The sequence below is a fragment of the Maribacter chungangensis genome, from assembly GCF_042676845.1.
GTDB lineage: Bacteria > Bacteroidota > Bacteroidia > Flavobacteriales > Flavobacteriaceae > Maribacter > Maribacter chungangensis.
The window spans coordinates 244,814-264,601 of sequence record NZ_JBHTHY010000006.1 but is presented as its reverse complement, the minus strand read 5'-3'; the positions used below and the strand labels follow the sequence as shown (position 1 = coordinate 264,601).

20 protein-coding genes are annotated in these 19,788 nt (G+C 39.2%); 8 read left to right on the top strand and 12 right to left on the bottom strand.

Translation table 11 applies throughout. The annotated features are described in order from the left end of the window. Positions 1-32: 32 nt before the first annotated feature. Positions 33-368 (bottom strand): hypothetical protein, encoded by a 336-nt coding sequence (locus ACFQZJ_RS09125; protein WP_379934034.1) that lies wholly within the window; start codon positions 366-368, stop codon positions 33-35. A gap of 200 nt (positions 369-568) precedes the next feature. On the opposite strand from ACFQZJ_RS09125, the gene ACFQZJ_RS09120 reads away from it, so the two are divergent. From ACFQZJ_RS09120 to ACFQZJ_RS09100, 5 genes are all read left to right on the top strand, one after another. Beyond that, a complete protein-coding gene (locus tag ACFQZJ_RS09120; RefSeq protein ID WP_379934033.1) occupies positions 569-1,525 on the top strand; it encodes a dihydrodipicolinate synthase family protein in 957 nt (318 codons plus the stop codon). Between the two features lie 1,011 nt (positions 1,526-2,536). Beyond that, positions 2,537-3,382: a DNA adenine methylase gene (locus ACFQZJ_RS09115; protein ID WP_379934032.1), complete on the top strand. Its 846-nt coding sequence runs from the start codon at positions 2,537-2,539 to the stop codon at positions 3,380-3,382. Next, the gene (locus tag ACFQZJ_RS09110; RefSeq protein ID WP_379934031.1) at positions 3,379-5,721 is read left to right on the top strand and encodes a DGQHR domain-containing protein; all 2,343 of its coding nucleotides are present in this window, start codon (positions 3,379-3,381) and stop codon (positions 5,719-5,721) included. Before ACFQZJ_RS09115 ends, ACFQZJ_RS09110 begins: the two co-directional genes overlap by 4 nt. 332 nt (positions 5,722-6,053) lie before the next feature. Continuing rightward, a complete protein-coding gene (locus tag ACFQZJ_RS09105) occupies positions 6,054-7,052 on the top strand; it encodes a hypothetical protein (RefSeq protein ID WP_379934030.1) in 999 nt (332 codons plus the stop codon). 899 nt (positions 7,053-7,951) lie between these two features. Further along, positions 7,952-8,320, top strand: a complete 369-nt coding sequence (locus ACFQZJ_RS09100) for a DoxX family protein (protein ID WP_379934029.1) — start codon at positions 7,952-7,954, stop codon at positions 8,318-8,320. Between the two features lie 154 nt (positions 8,321-8,474). Here ACFQZJ_RS09100 and ACFQZJ_RS09095 read toward each other — a convergent pair whose 3' ends face one another. The 7 genes from ACFQZJ_RS09095 to ACFQZJ_RS09065 all read right to left on the bottom strand — a co-directional run bounded on the left by ACFQZJ_RS09095 (position 8,475) and on the right by ACFQZJ_RS09065 (position 13,897). Continuing rightward, complete coding sequence (locus ACFQZJ_RS09095) at positions 8,475-9,593, bottom strand: hypothetical protein (RefSeq protein WP_379934028.1); 1,119 nt, start codon at positions 9,591-9,593, stop codon at positions 8,475-8,477. A 107-nt stretch (positions 9,594-9,700) separates the two neighbouring features. Beyond that, entirely contained in the window at positions 9,701-10,207 is a 507-nt protein-coding gene (locus tag ACFQZJ_RS09090) for a TlpA family protein disulfide reductase (RefSeq protein ID WP_379934027.1), read from the bottom strand. Positions 10,208-10,210: 3 nt separating this feature from the next. Further along, entirely contained in the window at positions 10,211-10,972 is a 762-nt protein-coding gene (locus ACFQZJ_RS09085) for an SDR family NAD(P)-dependent oxidoreductase (RefSeq protein WP_379934026.1), read from the bottom strand. 100 nt (positions 10,973-11,072) lie between these two features. Beyond that, positions 11,073-11,963, bottom strand: coding sequence for a 3-keto-disaccharide hydrolase (locus tag ACFQZJ_RS09080; RefSeq protein WP_379934025.1), 891 nt, complete (start codon positions 11,961-11,963; stop codon positions 11,073-11,075). 250 nt (positions 11,964-12,213) lie between these two features. Continuing rightward, positions 12,214-12,642, bottom strand: coding sequence for an FKBP-type peptidyl-prolyl cis-trans isomerase (locus tag ACFQZJ_RS09075; protein WP_379934023.1), 429 nt, complete (start codon positions 12,640-12,642; stop codon positions 12,214-12,216). Between the two features lie 282 nt (positions 12,643-12,924). Continuing rightward, a complete protein-coding gene (locus ACFQZJ_RS09070; RefSeq protein WP_379934021.1) occupies positions 12,925-13,539 on the bottom strand; it encodes a DUF4251 domain-containing protein in 615 nt (204 codons plus the stop codon). A gap of 34 nt (positions 13,540-13,573) precedes the next feature. After that, positions 13,574-13,897, bottom strand: coding sequence for a hypothetical protein (locus tag ACFQZJ_RS09065; protein WP_379934020.1), 324 nt, complete (start codon positions 13,895-13,897; stop codon positions 13,574-13,576). Between the two features lie 469 nt (positions 13,898-14,366). Between ACFQZJ_RS09065 and ACFQZJ_RS09060 the strand changes: the two genes are divergently transcribed. The 3 genes from ACFQZJ_RS09060 (at position 14,367) to ACFQZJ_RS09050 (ending at position 16,482) form a co-directional block, all read left to right on the top strand. Continuing rightward, on the top strand, positions 14,367-14,669 hold the full coding sequence (locus tag ACFQZJ_RS09060) for an HPF/RaiA family ribosome-associated protein (protein ID WP_379934018.1): 303 nt from the start codon (positions 14,367-14,369) through the stop codon (positions 14,667-14,669). A gap of 120 nt (positions 14,670-14,789) precedes the next feature. Next, positions 14,790-15,299 (top strand): YceI family protein, encoded by a 510-nt coding sequence (locus tag ACFQZJ_RS09055; RefSeq protein ID WP_379934017.1) that lies wholly within the window; start codon positions 14,790-14,792, stop codon positions 15,297-15,299. Between the two features lie 241 nt (positions 15,300-15,540). Next, entirely contained in the window at positions 15,541-16,482 is a 942-nt protein-coding gene (locus ACFQZJ_RS09050; protein ID WP_379934016.1) for a TerC family protein, read from the top strand. Positions 16,483-16,495: 13 nt separating this feature from the next. Here ACFQZJ_RS09050 and ACFQZJ_RS09045 read toward each other — a convergent pair whose 3' ends face one another. From ACFQZJ_RS09045 to ACFQZJ_RS09030, 4 genes are all read right to left on the bottom strand, one after another. Then, positions 16,496-17,407 (bottom strand): TolB family protein, encoded by a 912-nt coding sequence (locus ACFQZJ_RS09045; RefSeq protein ID WP_379934014.1) that lies wholly within the window; start codon positions 17,405-17,407, stop codon positions 16,496-16,498. 151 nt (positions 17,408-17,558) lie between these two features. Continuing rightward, a complete protein-coding gene (locus ACFQZJ_RS09040) occupies positions 17,559-17,813 on the bottom strand; it encodes an acyl carrier protein (RefSeq protein ID WP_379934012.1) in 255 nt (84 codons plus the stop codon). Between the two features lie 80 nt (positions 17,814-17,893). Further along, on the bottom strand, positions 17,894-19,168 hold the full coding sequence (locus ACFQZJ_RS09035; protein WP_379934010.1) for a beta-ketoacyl-[acyl-carrier-protein] synthase family protein: 1,275 nt from the start codon (positions 19,166-19,168) through the stop codon (positions 17,894-17,896). Continuing rightward, positions 19,161-19,607 (bottom strand): 3-hydroxyacyl-ACP dehydratase FabZ family protein, encoded by a 447-nt coding sequence (locus tag ACFQZJ_RS09030; RefSeq protein ID WP_379934009.1) that lies wholly within the window; start codon positions 19,605-19,607, stop codon positions 19,161-19,163. The genes ACFQZJ_RS09035 and ACFQZJ_RS09030 overlap by 8 nt, the downstream gene beginning before the upstream one ends. Between the last annotated feature and the right edge of the window lie 181 nt (positions 19,608-19,788).

Genomic DNA, 19,788 nt, shown 5'->3' with positions numbered 1-19,788 from the left:
GCTTTCTTTAGTCTTAAAAATTTTTTAATAACTTAAGTTTTATTTGACTTAAGCGTTAAACCCTGTAAAGATTTTGAGAAAAAATTATTGAGTTCTACAAGTTCATTCAATTCAAAAAAAGATTCTCCAAAAAAAGTTTCAGTAAAAAACAAGCTCAACATTTTAGATTTTTCTTTCCTATTTTTATCGCTCTTAAAAGCAAGAGGCAAATTACTACCTCTTATAATAATGTCGTTTTCGGTATAACTAGAAATTTTATCTCCAACTAATAAAGTTCCATTTCCTTTTTCAATAAAACTAATCTGAATTTCATTGTGCTGATGTAGTTTATCATAAAAAACCAGTTCAATATCCTCTTGATAAATCAAGGCATTTTTTTCTTGTTTTGGTATTTAAAAAGGGGAAACTTTCATTTTACTGGACTTGTTCAAGTATTTAATTAATACAACATTATTCAATTTGAATTAATATTTTATAATAATGGATAATATAGTATTAAAAATGATGAATTAATCATTAATTTAATATTTACTAACGCTATAATTTTGTTAACACTAAAAACAGAATTATGAGTATACATTGGAATGGCGTAATGCCGGCAGTATTTACATGGCTGAAAGAGTCAAAATCTGGCACTCTTGAAATTGACCTTGATGCAACACAAAAACAGGCCGCAGGTATTTTGAAAGTTCAGGGAAAGGGCGGCAGCAGAATGAGCGGGCTTGTCGGTTCTGGCACCTTGGGAGAGAATAGCTACCTGAGCACGAAACAGCGTCTTTCATTACTTAAATCCCTTGCTGAGGTTGCTAAGGAATATAATGTTCCATTAATCAGCGGAGCCGCAGCAGAAACTAAGGAAGAACTTGCCAAAATCGTTGAAGGACTTGCAACAGTTGGAGTTGATACAGTCATGGTCATGCCACCAAAAACTAAGGCGGTTCCTTCTGAAAAAGAAATGTATGAATACTATGCACTTTCTGAAGCAACTGCAAAAGATGTAGGTGTAACAATTATGCCTTATAACAATCCTGATGCAGCAGGTTATCATGCGCTCTCAACAGACCTTCTTATGAGACTTTCTTTGCTACCTAAAGTAACTGCTCTTAAAATATCGACGATAGATGTTTCAATTATTGAAACGTTACTATTGAAGAACAAAGATTTAAAAATTTTGGCAGGAGTAGATACAGTTACTGTACATGCAGGACTCGCAGGAGCGTGTGGTGGAATTACAGGTGTTGGTTGTATCTTTCCAAAAGCTAGTGTTACCATGCAAGAGTATGTTTTAAATGGAGAATGGGCCAAGGCTAACAAAATTTCTCAAGCTTTAAATTCCTTATCGTATTTGGATGCTCAACCGCTGCTTATGGAATATCTTAAGCTTGCTATGGGAATTCATCATAATGATGTTGCTGGAGGGCTGCGTACTTTTGGTAAGAAATTAACGCAACAGCAAATTGATGATGTTCGTGCAAGATATATACTTGCAAAAGAAAGACTTGAAGTTCTGGACTTGGTAAGTTGATACTTTCAAATATTCAAAAATGAGAAAGCTTCGTTTTTAACGAAGGAATAAGATGTTGAACCTAAAATACTTATAGTTCAATCTGTATTATAATGTCTTGCGCCCGCCAGCCGTAGGAGGGTTATGAAACTTTGCTTTGGTAAACGATATAAAAAGGGAAGGTCTTGCAGACCTTCCCTTTTTTGTGCGAGACGAAGCGCTGGCCTTATTTTGTACTGTACTTTCTTTAAATTTTTCTTCTCAAAAGTTTCTTCTACAATGTAAATGGAACATGCTTTTTACGAAACGACGATAGGAGAGTAGTAGAATGTGTGCGGAATGGTTTTATTAAACGAAACAGTTAATATAAGTAAGCAAACGTTTATATTTTTACAAATTAATAACCTTAATCATCAAATAATATGAGTAGAATTTTAGTTCTATTTTTTTTCTTTATAAAAATTCAGATATTATATTCTCAATGCCCAATCAATTTTACGAATCTGCGAGATGATGTGGCTGGGAAAGCAATTTGATTTTAAAAGGCAATCGAGCGCTTGGCAGCGGCTATTTTATAGAACCCGTGACAAAAGAAATTAGCCAGTGGCTGATTGCTTTTGGCGGCGAGATGATGCGGCTGCCTAATTGAATTAATGTCGATGCTAGTCTGCAAATTAGCTTTTACATAATTGCTAACGCTATAGTCCTAAGGGCCGATAACTGCAACTATGTAAAATAGCACGAAAATGTGCTATCCGCTAATTTGCTATAAATGTACTATAATGTTCTGCGTTATGTAACTTGAGCTTTGATTACGGCATAAGAATAAAGATTGAGAATCTTTATTATTTGAGCGAGATGGTGCGCGGGCATAGTTGTTACCATCTTCTTTGATTTTTTTCTTTCTAAAACTTCTTGTCAAAAGGTAATGGAATACTCTTTGCCCGGAGCGACGATAGGAGCGTAGTGGTAATGTGTATGGAATGGAATGTTTGTAGGAATTTTTATATCTTTGAAATTACCTAACCAAATATGAATAACACATTTCAATCAACTTCAATTGATAAGATTTCTTGCGAACCATTTCTTCGATGGGCTGGAGGCAAAAGATGGCTTTTAAAAGATTTAGCAAAGTTTCTTCCTACAAACGGGTATAATAATTATCATGAGCTTTTTCTCGGAGGAGGAGCAATCTATTTTCATTTACAGCCGACCAAAACTTCTTTTTTAAACGATTTCAATCCTAATTTGATTCATACTTATGAATGTATAAAGGATGATGTGGAAAAAGTTTTAGTGGAACTAAAAAAATTGAAGAACACAAAGGATGATTATTATAAAATCCGTTCAAAAAAATTTAGAAATGATTACAAGAAAGCTGCAAAATTTATTTACCTAAATCAGACCTCTTTTAATGGTATTTACCGAGTAAACCTTAAGGGGGAATATAATGTTCCATATGGTTTCAGAACAAAAGACTTTGTTGAAGAGGAAAATTTGAAATTAATAAGCAAAGTTTTAAAACCATGTGTTTTTAGCAGTTTTGACTTTGCAAGTTGTTTGGATAATATCAAAAAAAATGATTTAGTTTTTTTAGACCCACCTTATACCGTCGCACATAACAACAATGGTTTTATAAAATATAACCAAAAGCTTTTTTCACTTGAGGACCAATATCGATTAGCTAGCACTATAGAGGAAATAAAACAAATTGGAGCTTACTATATTTTAACGAATGCTTGGCATTTAAAAATAAGAGAAATATTCAATAATGGTGACAAAATTTCAAAAATAAGTAGGGCAAGTTTAATAGGTGGAAAAAATGCAAAAAGAGGTAGGTATGATGAATTAATAATTACCAACGTACAGACCATATGAGTTTTATTCCCGAAATAAAGGCAGTTGAGCTTAGAGGTAAGCTCACAACAGACTTAAAGTTACTTAAGAGGTTATATAGGGTTAAAAAGAGCCAATATATGCTCAAAAGTGTAATGCACTCTTTGGTAGAAGATTTTGTCAAGGAAGGATGGGAAGAATACGGAACACCTACCAAGACCAAAACTAAAATTAGGAAAGAGAAGAGGCATGATATAAAATTTGAAGATGATATTTGGTGTCAACTTTATGAATTAGGTTATCGGCATTTGAACTATGATGAAACTTTCCAATTACCTTTTGGAAAAAAGGAAGAAGACAAAAAACAAATTGATGTAATTGCTATAGATGATGAGACGATAATTTTGGTTGAGTGTAAATCTAGTGCAAAGTCTAAAAAAGCCCCATCCTATAAAGACGAGTTTGATTTATTAGGTTTGAGATTAGATGGTTTCAGAAAAACTATGGAACAGCTAGTTGGGGATGGTAGAAAACTAAAATTCATATTCGCTACTCGAAATTTAAGACTTGATAGAGAATCTGATGACATGGTCCGGTTTAATGCAACTAAATCATTTTATTTTAATGACAATACTTATCGGTATGTTAATAGTTTAATAAAGAGCTATAAGAACCCTGCAAGATATCAATTCTTGGGCTTACTATTTAAAAACGAATTGATAAGTAAGGATAAAATTCTAATCCCTGCTGTTGAGGGAAATATGGGCGGGAAAAAATATTACATGTTTTCAATTGAACCAGAGTTGCTGTTGAAAATGGGCTTTGTATTACATCGGACTAAAGTCAATGAGGAATATACTCCTAATTATCAAAGATTACTGGTTCCTAGTAGATTAAAAGGAATTACCGCTTTTATTGACAATGAAGGTTACTTTCCTAATTCTTTGATAGTAAATTTTGCGAAGACTAAGCATAAGTTGCAATTCGAATCTTCTGCACGTTCCAGTAGTACTTCATCAAGGTTTGGAATGCTAAAAATACCTCATGCGTATTCCATTGCCTTTATCATAGATGGTCAACATAGACTTTATGGTTATGCAAATTCAGAGTTTAGATATACTAGCACAATACCGGTAGTGGCTTTTAACGATTTGACAGCAAATGAACAGCTAAATATATTCATAGATATTAATCAAAATCAAAAAGCTGTAAACCCAAGTTTGGTTATAATGCTTGATGAAGATGTCAATTGGGATAATAAACTAGCAATAATGCGATTAAGAGCATTAAGGTCTTCAATCATTAGGGAATTATCTGAAACTGAAGGTCCATTATATTCAACTATTGAAATTAGTGCGGAACCCGGTAAACTATCTGCAAGACCCTTTAATCAAGCACTTCTGGATTCAGGATTATTACCAAAGGCCAAAGGAAATATCTATGTTCCTGAGAGCACAGGTGGCATGTTCTACAATATTAATAACCAAAACCATAATGCTGAAATGATTTCTACTAAAAAGAAATTGGTTCAGTTTATCAATTTGTGTTACGAATTTGTAGAAGAAAACTACACCGAAATTTACGAAAGAGAAAGATATTTTATAATGTCCAATAGAGGCACATATGCTTTTATATGCTTGATTGGAAGTTTGAACAAACATTTGTGTGCTAATGGTGAATTAAACTTGAGTTCAACACCAACGGCTAGATTTGATGCAATCGAAAAATATTTGGTTGCCTTTTTTGACGCTCTGAAAGTGATTGAAAAAGAAGAGGAAGAAAAAATTCTAATTATTAGAGGTTCAGGAGCAGAAAAAGAGTGGCTTTACTTCTTTCAATCAAAAATAAATTCTGCGCTGCCAGAATTTAATCCGAAAGAACTTATTGATTGGAAAGAAAGACAAGATGAAAGTTTACAGGATGAAGGACGAAAGTATGGTATAGCCATAGAAAAAAGGATGAAAAAAATAGTTCTTGATAAAATAAAGACGTTATATAAAAGCAATTGGGAACTTGAAATAAATAGTATTAAAAGAGAATGTTCAAGGAGAGCTGAGGAAGAAATGGAGAGAAACTATAAGGAAGAACTTGAAAACAAGAATATTCCATGGACAGACATGTTGCACATAAATGACTATAAGACAATTATTAAAAAATACTGGATAAAGGAACCAGAAACAACCAAGGATGGCTTTACGACCTTTAAGGATGACTTTTCAATAGATATAGGCGTTGGTTTTAATAGCACAGCAGAAAGAATTAAGTGGATTTCTAGGTTTAACTCATATAGAAATATGTGGGCTCATGAAGGGACTAAAGAAAAAAGATTAAATAGAGAAGAAGTTGGTTTTCTTGAGAAAATATATAATCACTTCTACTAGGTTGACGCTAGCAGGAAGGTTCTGGCCTAAGAGAATTTTAGCTAAACAATAGGTGAGGGGAGCGGCCATATTCTAGAGGGCTGGTAATACAGCATATTGACCAATTTAATGTTTCAAAGAGTTCAAAGTAATCTTAAGAGTTAGAATGCTTTCTAGAATATAGCGACTGAGCCGTACATTGTTTCTAAAATTATCTGTAAGCCTTGAAATCGACGAAGGAGATTCACGAATACCATTAAAAATCAATAACTAGCAATGAGTATCTTTTTGATTCTTTTTTTATCAAGGAAAAAAGAATAGATAACTTCCCATTCAAATTCTAAATACAAATCATGTCTGCATATTATTATATTGAGAATTTAATTGATTTTGATGTTCAAAAGGAATTAGAAATAACAGAAGGATTGGTGTTAAAAGCCGCATCAAAAGAGCAGATTGGTATTTTAAAAAGACTACTAGTCAAGTTCGGCAATGTACCTTTTGATTTTAATTTACATGAATATAGGGTAACAAAAAAGCTTGAATCTGGCGGTGCTAATGTAGAGAAAAGGAAAGATGATGATATAAGATACTTTGTTTTGGAACACAGTATAGGACATCATTACAACTTATTTTTTGCCAAGGCACTTTTACTAATGGAGAAGGAGTTTTTTGTCCCTTTTGGATTTGCAAAAGGTCCTGAAAATAGTGAAATAGGGCTCTCAATAAAATATTCTTTCGAGGAACTTAGCGCTTACACATATTTCAATGATAAGAATATAATTAATTATAATAATGATACGAGTCAATTCTATCCAAAAATATGGGATTCAAAAAATTTTAATCAAAATGATAAAATTGAATTTTTAAAAAATTTAGATCTACTAAAAAAATTTGAAACGGTAAAAGAAAATTTCCCCCATATATCTAAGGCTCTAGATGATTATTTTAAAACAAGTGAAATTTCTAATAATTCAGTTTTTAAAATTGTTAGTTATATAGCGTGTCTTGAATTACTGTTTGTAGATGGTAGTATGGATAAGTTAAAGTCTATTAATTTACAATTACAATCGAAATTAAACCTCATAAACAATAGGCTAACTAAGCCAGTATTAGTAGAAGAATACATAAAAGGACCTGATACGCTTAATTTGGGTAATGTAATGGGAATCATCTATAACTATAGAAGTTCAATCGCCCATGGTGATTTTATTGATTTCGAAAAAAGGCTTAAAGTTCTCGAGAAGGTTTCAATAATTGATATTTTAAAATTTTTAAGAATCATTTTGAGAAAATCAATACTCTTTGCATTAAAGGAACCTGATTTGATAAGAGACCTTAAGAGATGTTGATTATGATATTCATTTTTCTATTTGACATAATATTTTTAGTACCGAAAGAAAATCTTTAACCAGTACGAAAGAGTAGCAAGTGCACAGAAATTTATTTTTCTTAAACTTTGTGCTGTTGTGGTAATCTGACGAAATGGTAGTGAAAAATTTACAAAAACATATAATCAAAAATGCCAGCCGCATCAACTCGCTCAAAATTTTAAACGTCTACAAGACCTTTAAAACTTGTGTCGTGGCGCTGGCCAAGCGATGGCTCCCGAAGCTTCGGGGGTGTTTAAAATACGAGTGAGTAAAATTGATTAAGTATCAATTTTACGAAGCTGCGAGATGATGCCGCTGGAAAAGCAATTTGATTTTAAAAAGCAATCGAGCGCTTGGTAGCGGCTATTTTACATAACCCGTGACAAAAGAAATTAGCCAGTGGCTGATTGCTTTTGGCGGCGAGACGAGGCGGCTGCCTAATTGAATTAATGTCGATGCTAGTCCGCAAATTAGCTTTTACATAATTGCTAACGTTATAGTCCTAAGGGCCGATAACTGCAACGATGTAAAATAGCACGAAAATGTGCTATCCGCTAATTTGCTATAAATGTACTATAATTTATATTATGTAAAATAGAATATTTAGGATTCGCTCAACCCTGCATTCCAGGCTGTCCCCTCTAATAGTATCCCTCCGTCATCATTGCAAGCAAGGACACCGCATGACATCCAACACTTTTTTCTTACCATGCTAGCTCCAACAAAATTCCATATCCAATTCGATGCACACGATCTTACCACAAAAGAATTTTATTAAACACAGGAAAAGACGTCTCCACATATTCATCCATACGGTATATGCAGTAATTGTTTTCGGAAAGTGTATCTTACAATCTCTAATCAGTAAACCAACACCAATGAAACTACTTTGGCGCGTTCTTCAGATACTACTAGCATTATTTATAGGCTATGCAGGAATTCAGCACTTTATAAAACCTGCTTTTTACGAACCTTTCGTACCCGCGTTTTTACCGGCCAAGACCGTGTTGGTCTATGCCTCGGGCGTGGTTGAAGTAGTGTTGGCCATCTTGTTGCTTATTCCCCAATACACTAAAAAGGCGGCCACGGGCATTATTATTCTTATGTTGCTGTTCCTACCCATCCATATTTGGGACATTTTTCAGGAAACACCTGCTATAGGTAGCAAACAGGCTGCTCTCATCCGCTTACCTGTTCAATTTCTTTTTATCGGCTGGGCTTATGCCGTAAAGCGATTATCCAAATAAACCCAATGGTATATTCTTAACGCGTGTATCTAAATCCGGATAAAAACATATAACCTCCGAATGAACCACTTCAACTCTATTCAGATTGTTAATGGTGTTCTTACGTATGTTTTTTTTAGAAATGCAGGCTTTAGTACGCCCCAGCTAACAGGACTTAAAGTGCGCTAATGGCAATCTTTGCCATTCGTATGCCGGTTCCGGAATTCGTAACCTCCGTCCAAGCGAAATACAGCATATCCTCTACCTTTTCCATCTGCGGAAATCCGGATTGTCGGGAACCGTTCAGTTCTACCACGGTCATTTTATCGGAAACCACTCCCCTCGTCGTCACCTTTGCCAGTTTCAGACGTGCCCGTTTTTCTTCGGTTTCCATCCAAGTCACTACGGCGGTTTCTTCATCGACCCAGACCACATCTACCCTTCCCATGGCATTTCCCGAGGCAATGACCACCGGTGCTTGAAATTGTGTACCCGCATCCTTAGAGAATGCCAGCTTCACTTTCGCGGTATCTTGTGCAGCGGTAAACCAAGCGGCGACCAAATTATTTCCCAACGCTGCTACTTTGGGTCCGTTTACCGGACATCCTTTTATTTTCCAACCGTCGGCGTGTACGGGTTTAGGTGCTGTCCATTTACCGTTTACCTGTCGTACAATACTGATATCCCGGATTTCTTCTTCCGAGCGATCCCGGTACAGCACTACCGGACCATTATCCGTTATTGCGGCCGTGGTCTGGCAGCAATCACAGGTACTTATATCCAATTCCCGCTGTTCACTTAGGGTTCCGTCCACCGCTACTTCTGCCGCCCTCAAGGTCATGGCGCCCCGCTCCCCTGCTTCGTTTTCTTGGGTATGCCTACCATCTAGCCAGGTCACAAAAAAAGCATCTTTATAGGGCAAGACCGTCACAAAACCATGCTCTGTTGGGGTGCCATCGGTATGCAGGTCCACATTGGTTTGCCAGGTATCGCGCCCGCTTTGTTTCAAGTTCATTTTTACATCATAGGAATACGTGCCTTCCGAAGATTTTTTAAGTACGTGCGACCAGTAATTTCCCTTGTTTTTGGCAACCATGGGATAATCTGCCCAGTTCACGAACCAATCCGTTCCCTGTATAATCCGTTCGGGTGCTTGCCAATTTCCGTCTATCAGTTCGGCATAGTACAATGTGGCAAGGCTATCCCCTTTGGTTTCCACCCAGGAAAGCAGTGTACCCTCTGAATTCGACACCAAATGCGGTAAGGAACTGGAATCTCCGGCTGGAGACTCCATCAACTCAATACTATTAACCTTTACTTCCGGTAAAGTATTCTTAATATCTTGTTTACAACTACTTATTAATAACACCAAAACCAAATTTAGACAAGCCGAAAATCGCATCACTGTAAGTTTTTTAGTTGTTTCTTTAATTTTGGGGTGTTCCATTCCTTGGCGCCATCAAAGCGCAGTACCCGCTCCCCTGCTTCATTATATACAAAGGTTACGGGTAATGCATTTATTTCTAGCTCAGGGTATGTACCGTTGTATTTGATAAAGGTAAACTCAAAGTTTTTGGCACGCTTAAACTTTTCTATTTTCTTGACGGACTCATCGGAAGCCAATAAAAAGACGTAGTTTTCCGCTGCTAAACTCGCTTGTAGTTCCAGCAAATCGGGCATTTCTTCGATACAGGGACGGCACCAAGTCGCCCAATAATTAATCAGCACCCTTTTCCCTTTATAATCTTCTATCTCAATGGGGTTGCCCTCCAAATCCTGATATGTTGACAGCACACGTTCTTCTGTTGGCATAACAGCGCTTTTGGGTTGGGCCGCCTGCTCCTTTTGCGCTTCTTTACAGGCACCCAAGGCCAAAAATGCAATTAAAATATAGGTTCTCCATTTCATAAGCTATCGAATATGGCTTCCTGCGTTCATATCTATGGTAGTTCCGGTGGCATGGTCCATGCCGCCACTGCATAACAGCGCAATGAGCGGTGCTAGATCTTCGGGTCGGGTGAGTTCGTTGAGGGCAATTTCATTGAGTACTTTTTCTTCCCCGTGGGATGCTATGAATTTTTCGGCCATGCGGGTCCTGGTAAATCCGGGAGCCACAACAAAGGCCTTTATATTTTGTTTTCCAAAGGAACGCGCCACACTCCGAGCCAAGGACGTAATACCCCCTTTGGAAGCCGCATACGCCAGGAATTCCTGGGTTTCGCCCCTAAAGACCGCCCTGCTTCCCAGATATACGAATCGGCCTTCACCCTGTTCCAAGAAATGATCTAGGCCCAACTTGGTCAGTATTCCCACTGCATCCAAATTTACGGCCATGGTTTTCTTCCAGATGTTGAGCCAGTCCGCGGTATTCAAGTGCATTGGTTGCTCTAAAAAGACACCTGCGTTAAGAACGATCACATCCAATCTTCCAAAATGTGCTACAACCGCATCAAACAGTCCTAGTACTTCTTTTTCTTTGGATACATCGGCCTGGAAAACCTTGGAGCCATTGTGATGTTTTGCCACCAAAGCATCCGCAGCACTCTTGTTGCTGTTGTAATGAACGGCTACCTTCGCCCCCATTTCCATGAGATAATCGGCCACTGCCCTACCTATGCCATCCGAGGCACCGGTAAGTAATATCGTTTTATCCTTTAAATCAATGATGGTCATATCCTCTATTTTATTTTTTACTACCCGGTGTTGCAGCAATAAGCATCCTATCTATACGATGTTGCTCAGGTTCCAATGAATCATATCAAGGTCATCATTACTAGTAAATACAGGTAGTGTTATCCGCTTTTACATAATAGGACTTATAATTTTTAGCTGTTTCGTCCATGCATCCACAAAGGTCCAAAAGTTCAATCGACTTAAAATCTATAGGATGTGTTTCCGCCTGAATGGATATATAGCCTTCCTTCAAGGGTCTGCCTTCTTCGAAAGCACTTTCCAAATAGCCAGCTACATTACCGCCGCCTATGGTAGGATTATTGAACTCCAGAACAACTTCCCCATCCATGCGATGTTGTACTAGGGAATCCCCTAGGACCAAGGCCTCTACCTCTACCCATTGGTCGCCATGGTAGGTCTTGGAGTTGGAATTGACACAATGGGGCCTAAATAAAGTGTCCCCCATAACCACATTGGTACCGGGCGTACATAAATTGGCCGTCGTACGGGCATCCGTACCGTTCCCTCCCAAGAGTTGTAGCTCTAAAGAAATGGGGAAATCCTGTTCCAGCCCCAATGTTTTAGGATCTTGACAGTGTAGCATGAGTCCGTTATTTCGAACGGCCCAACCCGGTCCATTTTTCATCTGCTCCCCAACAAACCTGTAGGTGGCCTTCAATTTATAATGCGAAAACTTCTTTTTATAAAATAAGTGTCCAAAATCCCCTCCGAAAGAATCCGTTTCCGCATACCTAACACTCAATAAGCTATCGGCATACACAAATCGGTTTTTATAATTCTCCCCGAGTTCCGATCCCTTGAATTTTGGGGTCCAGTCGGCATAATTAGCACCATCGAACAAGGCCACCCACTCTTCTTTGTTAGGATCGGCAGGAGTCTCTTGGCAGGATACGCCAAGGAGAAGGATGATACAAATAGAAAGTAAGCTGAATAAGGATGGCGTGTTAAAGCGTTGAGACAATAGCATCATACGGTTGGTTTTTTTAAGGTTGATTAAAAGTTAGCTTAGCACAGCAGCCCCTAACGGAACCGTATCCCATGCGGGCGTTTAAAAATACAAAATTGTAGGGAAGCGGTGGCGGTCTTAACAGTAAGCTTACAGCTAAAAGCGCTAGCAAAGCAAGTGTGCCACTTTGAAGCCAGTGGATTGTTTAGACCCGTGTATCCATAAAAAAACCGCCTAAAGTTAGGCGGTCTTCTTAACTGTATCCGTTTGGGACCTACTTTATTGCTACCAGTTCCAGTTCAAACGTAAGGTCGTGACCTGCCAAAGGGTGATTGGCATCCACCACAATATCGTTCTCGTTTACCTCCGCGATGCGCAGTTGCCTTTCCGAACCATCTTCATTGGCCGCTACTAGGGCCATATCCACTTCCGGAGTAATTTCCTGTGGCAAATGCTCCTTAGGAACCGTTTGAAAAAGCTCCTCCTGCTTTTCGCCGTAAGCCTCTTTCTTATCGATTACAATGATCTTTTTTTCGGCTGGTGCCATATCCAAAAGTCCTTTTTCAAAACCGGGAATCAAGTTTCCTTCTCCCAATTTTACTTCCAACGGCTCGCGCTGCAAAGAACTATCGAACACCTGCCCGTCGCTTAATTTACCTGTATAATGCACCAAAACTACATCACCTTCTTTTACTTTACCCATAATGTTCATTTAAATAGTTTACTCGATATCCGAGATTTAAACACCCCCAGACTTGCCTTGTTATCATAAATCACCTCCTAACGGACGACTCACGGGCTTACCTGAAAGCTTTTTTATGTTTTTGAGCCGCAAAGGTATCGATCTAAAAAGGGATAAACGAATAAGCGCTGAAAACCTGAGTGCTTTAAGCTTTTTTTAACGTAAACCAAGGGGGGTATAAAGATGATAACAGGCCAAAATGCCTACTTGGACCGAGTTATGGAATGTTGTTCGTGAAGTAATTTAGTCCTTATCGCTTTCGATAGCCGCAACCTTGCCCCTAAACCGAATGGCATTGCGTTGATTTCCGGTCACTAAAACATCGGCGGCCATATTGCGAAACACGCTCATGTTCACCAGATGCCTTCCCGTTTCGCCAGAGATTTCAAATTCAATTTCATACCGCTCTTTTGCCTCGTTATACCGTTGCTCATAGCTATCCGGAATTCCATCAAATTCGATGCCCTGCTTGGACAGGGGGCCGCCTCCAAACTGACGTTCGCCATAAAACGGCATGGCACCCGATACACTATCCCCATATACCTTTATATAGTTGGAAACTCCGATAAGCTGAATGGGCCCCGGTGTACTCCCTGGCGGTAAAAGACCCGCGTTTGCAACCGAGTTAAACGCTTGGGTAGTCATCGGATGTGCGGTGTCCGCACTAAATTCAAATGATCTTTGACCCATGAAACGGATGAATTCCGATGGGGATTGTTCTTGCTCCGGCACCTTGTTTACACTCCCACAACTTAGGAACAAGTTGCATGTCAGCATCAAGACCAACCCTCTTTTCATCGGCAGGAAGTTTTGCTTTCGTATAATCTCCTTTATGGTACTATTACGTCCTATATCCATACGTTCAAATTAAAAACTTTTTTGATGACCATAACTAATACTCCATATCATCCTCGAAAAACGTGTTGCTCAATTGTGTTTTCTCAAATGTACCTTCGTAGATATCCTTGTACAGATTCCGCAATAAGCGTTGTTTTTTCTTTTCTGAAATCTGCATGGTGTCTATACGGTGCCTGTATTGTTTAAAAAGTGTACGTTTACGATTCGCTGTAATATCCAATTTAGGTTCAAATTTTAACACCAAAGGACCTTCGTCTTTCTCAACTGCCCCATCCAATGAATCCCGTTTTTGGCCCTGAGCCGCCATGGTAAAAACAAATCCCAGTGTACAGCAAAGAAAGATTAGCGTTTTTTTCATTTTTTTTAACTCCTGTTCCCCTACAAAATAACATATTTTATAATACAATTCATGGTAGTTACTACTTTTCCTTTTTCCAAGTGGCTATTATTTTGTGATATGGCTATCGATTATTCCCTATGCCGTATTCGAGTTTTAAAGACCCGGAAACAAGGGTTCTATATTCGTTTATTACCTATTTTAGTCCCGTATTCAGGATTTTATCCGCAATGGCTAGCGTATAAATGGTTTCCGAGGCCGTTTCCTGTCCCTATGTGTAGGTGTTTGAGCGTCCCAAAGGGTTGAACAGTTTTTTTTAACCGACCTACGGTTGAATACATAAAGCGGAACTGTTACATTTTCATATATCGATATAAATAGCAGGTTATCAGCAACTAAAGAATATTTTAAAAACTATTGTTGAAATTCAATCGAAAATATAAGCTCGTTTTCCTTAGAATTTCATACCTTTTACTAAACAATTATACGTATGAATATTAATTTTGAATATGATGATGTAAAGGCCAGTAACCGTTTGGAAATTATGGCCGCGGAAAAACTGGATAAATTATTGGACAAGTTCGATTTTGTTGTCCGGGCAGATGTATTTTTTAAAAAGGAGAATACCTCCTCTCCCGATACCGGAATGATTTGTAATATCCGGTTAAGTGCTCCGGGGCCACGGCTCTTTGCGGAGTCCAGTACAGCTAGTTTCGAAGCTTCCATTGCTTCGACCGTCAGCGACCTGGATCGTCAATTACAACGCCGAAAGGCCAAAATGAAAACACATTAGAACATTGTTGAATTGCTGAATGAGGCGATTACAAGGCTAATTTGGGTTATTGCAACTACGGTCGTGATAACCCAAATTTATTTACCAAAGATTTTTATTTTTCCTAACATTCCTGATACGTTGAGACATTTCTTTGTTTTTTTTCTCCTTAGTCTTATTCCTTCCGTGGTGCCGGCGCAACATCCGGGAATACAAAGCGGCGAGATTACATTTACATTTGTAAAAAAGGATGTTTCCGGTACCGTATCCGATTTCACTTCTACCTCTGTTATCGATTGGGACAATATGGAAAATTCCGTTATCGCCGGTCAAGTAGCGTCCGAGACCATAAAAACAGGTAATTTTATACGGGACTTTGCACTTCGAAGGTCCGCCTATTTTGACGTGGACAATTATCCTGTCATTTCTTTTACGAGCACCAAAATACAATTGAACGGGGAACGTATGTCCGTAGAAGGGAACCTAACCTTAAAAGGTATTTCCAAACCATTGACCATAGTGTTTAAAAACGATAGTGATACCCTGATCGGAACCGCTACCCTATTCACAAGCGATTTTGACATTACTATTCTTAAAAAAAGTAGGGAAGCGAACGAGGTCATAATTACCTTTACCTTACAACTGGACTAAAATCACCTACCGCTCGCTGTTGCGCAACATCAATCAAGAACACATCTAGTATTACCGTTAAACTTCAAAATGCTTTTCTTGTAAATGCATTTGGTCTTTTCCTGTGCGTTTATTTAGTTTACTGAAACTAACCTTGCATCAGCGGGGACGACTTTCTCTTTCAAATAGATCAATAATCTTTGTTTTTGTTCTATCCCATTTTAAAAATGATGATTAACTTCGCACGCGTAAATTAGCGTATATGTGGGTTTGGATAATTTTTATTGCTTGTGTAGTTGTCTTTTTGGCCTTGGACCTTGGAGTTTTTCACAAAGAGGACCATGTAATAAAAGCTAAGGAAGCAGGTATATGGACCTCTATATGGGTCACCGTAGCACTATCTTTCAGTGGCGTTGTGTATTGGTTGTTTTCCTCCGGATTAACAGAAAACCCAACCGGACTCACGCCAAACGATGCGGTATTGAAATATATTACAGGTTACCTCATTGAACTTTCGCTGAGTATTGATAACGTATTTGTAATCGCCGTTATCTTTACTTCGTTTAAAATTCCTGCCATTTATCAGCACCGTGTATTATTCTGGGGTATTTTGGGGGCTATCGTGTTCCGGGCGCTCATGATTCTTTTTGGTGTAGCTTTAATTACGAAGTTCGACTGGATTATTTATGTCTTCGGTGTTTTCTTGCTCTTTACGGCATTTAAGATGCTAAAGAGTGATGATGACGCATTTAACCCCAAAGAGTCTTTTGTATTTAAGCAACTCAAAAAAATCTACCCGATAACCACGCAGATTCAAGGGCACGATTTTTTTATTACTAAAATGGGCGTAAAGGCCGCTACGCCACTTTTTGTTGCCTTGGTGGTTATTGAGCTTACGGACATCCTTTTTGCACTCGATAGTATTCCAGCTATTCTGGCCATTACTGCCGACCCTTTTATCGTATTCAGCTCCAACATTTTAGCAATATTAGGGCTTCGGTCCATGTATTTCCTTATTTCTAGGATGTTGGCCAAATTTAGATACATAAACTACAGCCTTGTGGTGATTCTGGCCTTTGTTGGAGTTAAAATGCTGTTGGCACACCACGTGAAATTTCCGGAATGGGTTTCCCTTTCGGTTATTTCAGTATCCTTACTAGCGGGTGTGTTAGCCTCCTTGTTTATTAAGGAAACGGACGAATAAAAAGGTATATAGCCTAGTCTATATAATCATAACTGACAAACGCGAATCGCTTTCCGTCGGGTGACCATGAAGGGACGTTCAAACTACCCTGTCCGCCTATAAATTCATGCAATGTTCTAACGGTCTTTTCTTTTAGAGAATATAAGCGCAAGGCCACCTTTTTCATTGCCGGATGCGCACTACCTTGGTCTATCAAATAAGAAATATAGACCAGATGTTTCCCATCCGGAGATGGATGTGGGAACCAGTTGGAATAACGGTCATCGGTTAGCTGTTCGTTTCCAGTTCCGTTGGCACTCATTCGCCAAATCTCCATGGTGCCGGACGCTATGGAATTGTAGTAGATATGCTTTACGTCATGCGAATAGTCGGGACCGTCATCCAATCCCTCGGAATCGGTCAGTTGTATTTCATTTCCGCCACGAACGGGAATCGCATAAATATTAAAGACCTCACCGCGTTTGGCGGTATAGACCAATGTTTTACCATCCGGTGACCAACCATGCCAAAAAGAAGGGGTGTTTTTGGTAATTCGTACCGGTTCTCCCCCATCAATGGGGACGGTAAACATACAGGAGGTCAACCAACCATCATTACCGTCTTCCAAATTATGGCTCAGCACCAAGGTCTTTCCATCGGGCGAAATGCCGTGATCGTTATTGCACCTGTCCGCAAACCCGGTATCTATCCGTTCTTTTGTTCTGTCCATGGTAACTTTGAAGAGTCCACCATTTTGGTTGATGACAAAAAAGATACCGTCCCTGCTCCAGTTTGGTGCTTCAAAATGGGCGTTTTCCGTTAAAACAGTCGTCCGTTGGTTACTTTCAATATCAAAAACCACTAAAGTAGATTTGATGCCCTTTTGCTGTGCGTTGGTCACCAGCATAGGTAATAGGACGAATAATGTGGAAACTATTATTTTCATAGTACATAGGATAAAATGTTTGGCACGGATTGTTTCTGCCGAATAAAATGAGAACATACAAGCGGACAGAACTAAAATAACACTATGACGACCAATGAAACCATTTACAGAATACCTCTAATCGATATAAAGTGGCACCGACGAAGCTGCCTTATGCTTCGGAAAGCTTTCTATTAATGATGGCCAAGGCATTGTTTACCGTCTGCATTTCATCCATATCCTCATTCTCTATACGAATATCAAAAGCATCCTCGACATCCAATACAATATCCACTAAATTTGCAGAATTGATGTTTAATTCCGTTATAAAGTTACTGTTTTCTTCAATAGCCGTTACCTTCACATCCTCAGGTAAGTATATCGCAATTATCTCTTTTAATTTTTGATAGCGTTCTTCTTTTTTCATATCTGTATTTTCCTTTCTCTATAGCTTAACCCAACCTATTTTTTAACTAATCAACATCATAGTCCACCTACTAAAAACACCTATTCACCATACACCTTAAAAATAACACAAGCATTTACATCACCAAAGCCAAAACTAGCTTTTGCAATTACTTTAGGGTGATAGGCAATTGTCTTGCGCGGTATTTTAGTTTCTGATATAATTTCCGTTATTTCCGGATGTACATCTTCGCAATTGACATTCCCAAAAATAGCACCTTCTTTAAACTGCAGGATAGTGCCAACACATTCAATACTCCCGGCAGCGGCCAAGCAATGGCCGATCATCCCTTTAAACGAGTTAATGTATGGGAAATCGGCACCCTTCCTGCCTAGCGCCGCACTCCAATTCGCTACCTCTAGACTGTCTTTTGCCGTTGCGGTCAAATGTCCGTTTATAACGTCTATTTCCTCAGTTTTAATCCCTGCGTTCTTCACGGCGTTCCTAATGCAGCGCTGCACCGCCGTGCTATTCGGAGCTGTCATGGAACCTTCTCCCAGCTGACCGCCACTATTGACCTCCCCGCCAAGCACCTCTGCATAGATCTTAGCACCTCGGTCTTGAGCACTCTCCAAGGACTCCAGCACCAAGGCTCCTGCCCCACTTCCCGGAACAAAGCCATTGGCCGATGCACTCATGGGCCGACTCGCCTCCGTAGGGTTGTCGTTATACCCCCTGGGTAGTATCCGCATAGCATCGAAACCGCCCCAGACATACGGACCACTATCACTACAGCTTCCTACGAGCATTACCTCGGCTTTTCCGCTGGAAATTCGCTCATACCCCATCAACACTCCTTCCGTTCCGGTTGTACAGGCAGACGAATTAGTGGTTACCTGGTTGCCGCAACCTAAGTTGCCGCCCAAATAGGCACTAATACCACTCGCCATGGTCTGCAGGACGCTAGTGCTGCCCAACCGTCTTACATTTTGATCATCGATCTTTAAAATGGCCTCTCGAAACTTATCCACCCCCAGAATACCCGTACCGAACAGGATGCCGTAATCCCAATAGGGTTCCGCTGTGGCATTGGGCTTTAATCCAGCATCTGTCCAAGCGTCCATCCCGGCAATAACACCATATACAATACCGGATGCGTTCAAACCTCTTAGTTGTAAGGGTGTAAAGTATTCATTTAAAATATTATCCCTAACCAATGGATTTGCAGCAATTTGACACCCAAAATTTAGTCGCTCTAATTCCGATTGAAACCGAATCCCGCTCGTACCGTTCGTAAGTGCTTTGGTGAAATCCGTTAGCCCTACGCCATTTGGTGCACAGACGCCCAACCCTGTAATCACTACACGTCTACTCATTGCTATCGGATTTTAACATTCCTGCGAGCGTACCTTTACAAACCAGTTCTTCTTTGCTGTTGTACATACGCACCTCACACTTTAATTTCTGAAACCTAAAATATATTTTTTTAGACACCACGCGCACCTTTTCATTGGGCAGTACAGGTTTTAGAAAATCCATTTGAGAACTACTCATCCCTATTTTAACGCCAGTAGTCTCTTGTTGGTCTTTTAACAGATGAATGCCTAGACAGACAAGCCCTATCTGTGCGCAACATTCCGTGAGCAAAACACCGGGCGTAATGGGGTTTCCCTTAAAGTGGCCTTTAAAGAAATCCAACCCCGCATCAAAAGTAAAAATACCCTCCGCACCCGAATCATCTACACGTAACAGTTTATCTACGAACAGAAAAGGTTTGGTGTAGGGCATTAAGTCTAAAATATCTTTCGTACGCATTACTTTTTAGTTGCTATATTTTTCGCTCCGGTTCTCATTAAATCCCTAATAGCAAGGCAGGTTTCTCCCCCTAACACCCGGATCACGTTTAACTATTTACTTTTCACTAATCACTAATCACTAATCACTAATTACATTTTACTGCCAACTTCAACTGCGAACTAAAAACCGCCACTACCAA

Bases quoted from the DNA above. Each gene is read 5' to 3' on its own strand.
- ACFQZJ_RS09120 (WP_379934033.1), top strand. From the start codon at position 569: ATGAGTATACATTGGAATGGCGTAATGCCGGCAGTATTTACATGGCTG.
- ACFQZJ_RS09115 (WP_379934032.1), top strand. From the start codon at position 2,537: ATGAATAACACATTTCAATCAACTTCAATTGATAAGATTTCTTGCGAA.
- ACFQZJ_RS09110 (WP_379934031.1), top strand. From the start codon at position 3,379: ATGAGTTTTATTCCCGAAATAAAGGCAGTTGAGCTTAGAGGTAAGCTC.
- ACFQZJ_RS09105 (WP_379934030.1), top strand. From the start codon at position 6,054: ATGTCTGCATATTATTATATTGAGAATTTAATTGATTTTGATGTTCAA.
- ACFQZJ_RS09100 (WP_379934029.1), top strand. From the start codon at position 7,952: ATGAAACTACTTTGGCGCGTTCTTCAGATACTACTAGCATTATTTATA.
- ACFQZJ_RS09095 (WP_379934028.1), bottom strand. From the start codon at position 9,593: ATGGAGTCTCCAGCCGGAGATTCCAGTTCCTTACCGCATTTGGTGTCG.
- ACFQZJ_RS09090 (WP_379934027.1), bottom strand. From the start codon at position 10,207: ATGAAATGGAGAACCTATATTTTAATTGCATTTTTGGCCTTGGGTGCC.
- ACFQZJ_RS09085 (WP_379934026.1), bottom strand. From the start codon at position 10,972: ATGACCATCATTGATTTAAAGGATAAAACGATATTACTTACCGGTGCC.
- ACFQZJ_RS09080 (WP_379934025.1), bottom strand. From the start codon at position 11,963: ATGATGCTATTGTCTCAACGCTTTAACACGCCATCCTTATTCAGCTTA.
- ACFQZJ_RS09075 (WP_379934023.1), bottom strand. From the start codon at position 12,642: ATGGGTAAAGTAAAAGAAGGTGATGTAGTTTTGGTGCATTATACAGGT.
- ACFQZJ_RS09070 (WP_379934021.1), bottom strand. From the start codon at position 13,539: ATGGATATAGGACGTAATAGTACCATAAAGGAGATTATACGAAAGCAA.
- ACFQZJ_RS09065 (WP_379934020.1), bottom strand. From the start codon at position 13,897: ATGAAAAAAACGCTAATCTTTCTTTGCTGTACACTGGGATTTGTTTTT.
- ACFQZJ_RS09060 (WP_379934018.1), top strand. From the start codon at position 14,367: ATGAATATTAATTTTGAATATGATGATGTAAAGGCCAGTAACCGTTTG.
- ACFQZJ_RS09050 (WP_379934016.1), top strand. From the start codon at position 15,541: ATGTGGGTTTGGATAATTTTTATTGCTTGTGTAGTTGTCTTTTTGGCC.
- ACFQZJ_RS09045 (WP_379934014.1), bottom strand. From the start codon at position 17,407: ATGAAAATAATAGTTTCCACATTATTCGTCCTATTACCTATGCTGGTG.
- ACFQZJ_RS09040 (WP_379934012.1), bottom strand. From the start codon at position 17,813: ATGAAAAAAGAAGAACGCTATCAAAAATTAAAAGAGATAATTGCGATA.
- ACFQZJ_RS09035 (WP_379934010.1), bottom strand. From the start codon at position 19,168: ATGAGTAGACGTGTAGTGATTACAGGGTTGGGCGTCTGTGCACCAAAT.
- ACFQZJ_RS09030 (WP_379934009.1), bottom strand. From the start codon at position 19,607: ATGCGTACGAAAGATATTTTAGACTTAATGCCCTACACCAAACCTTTT.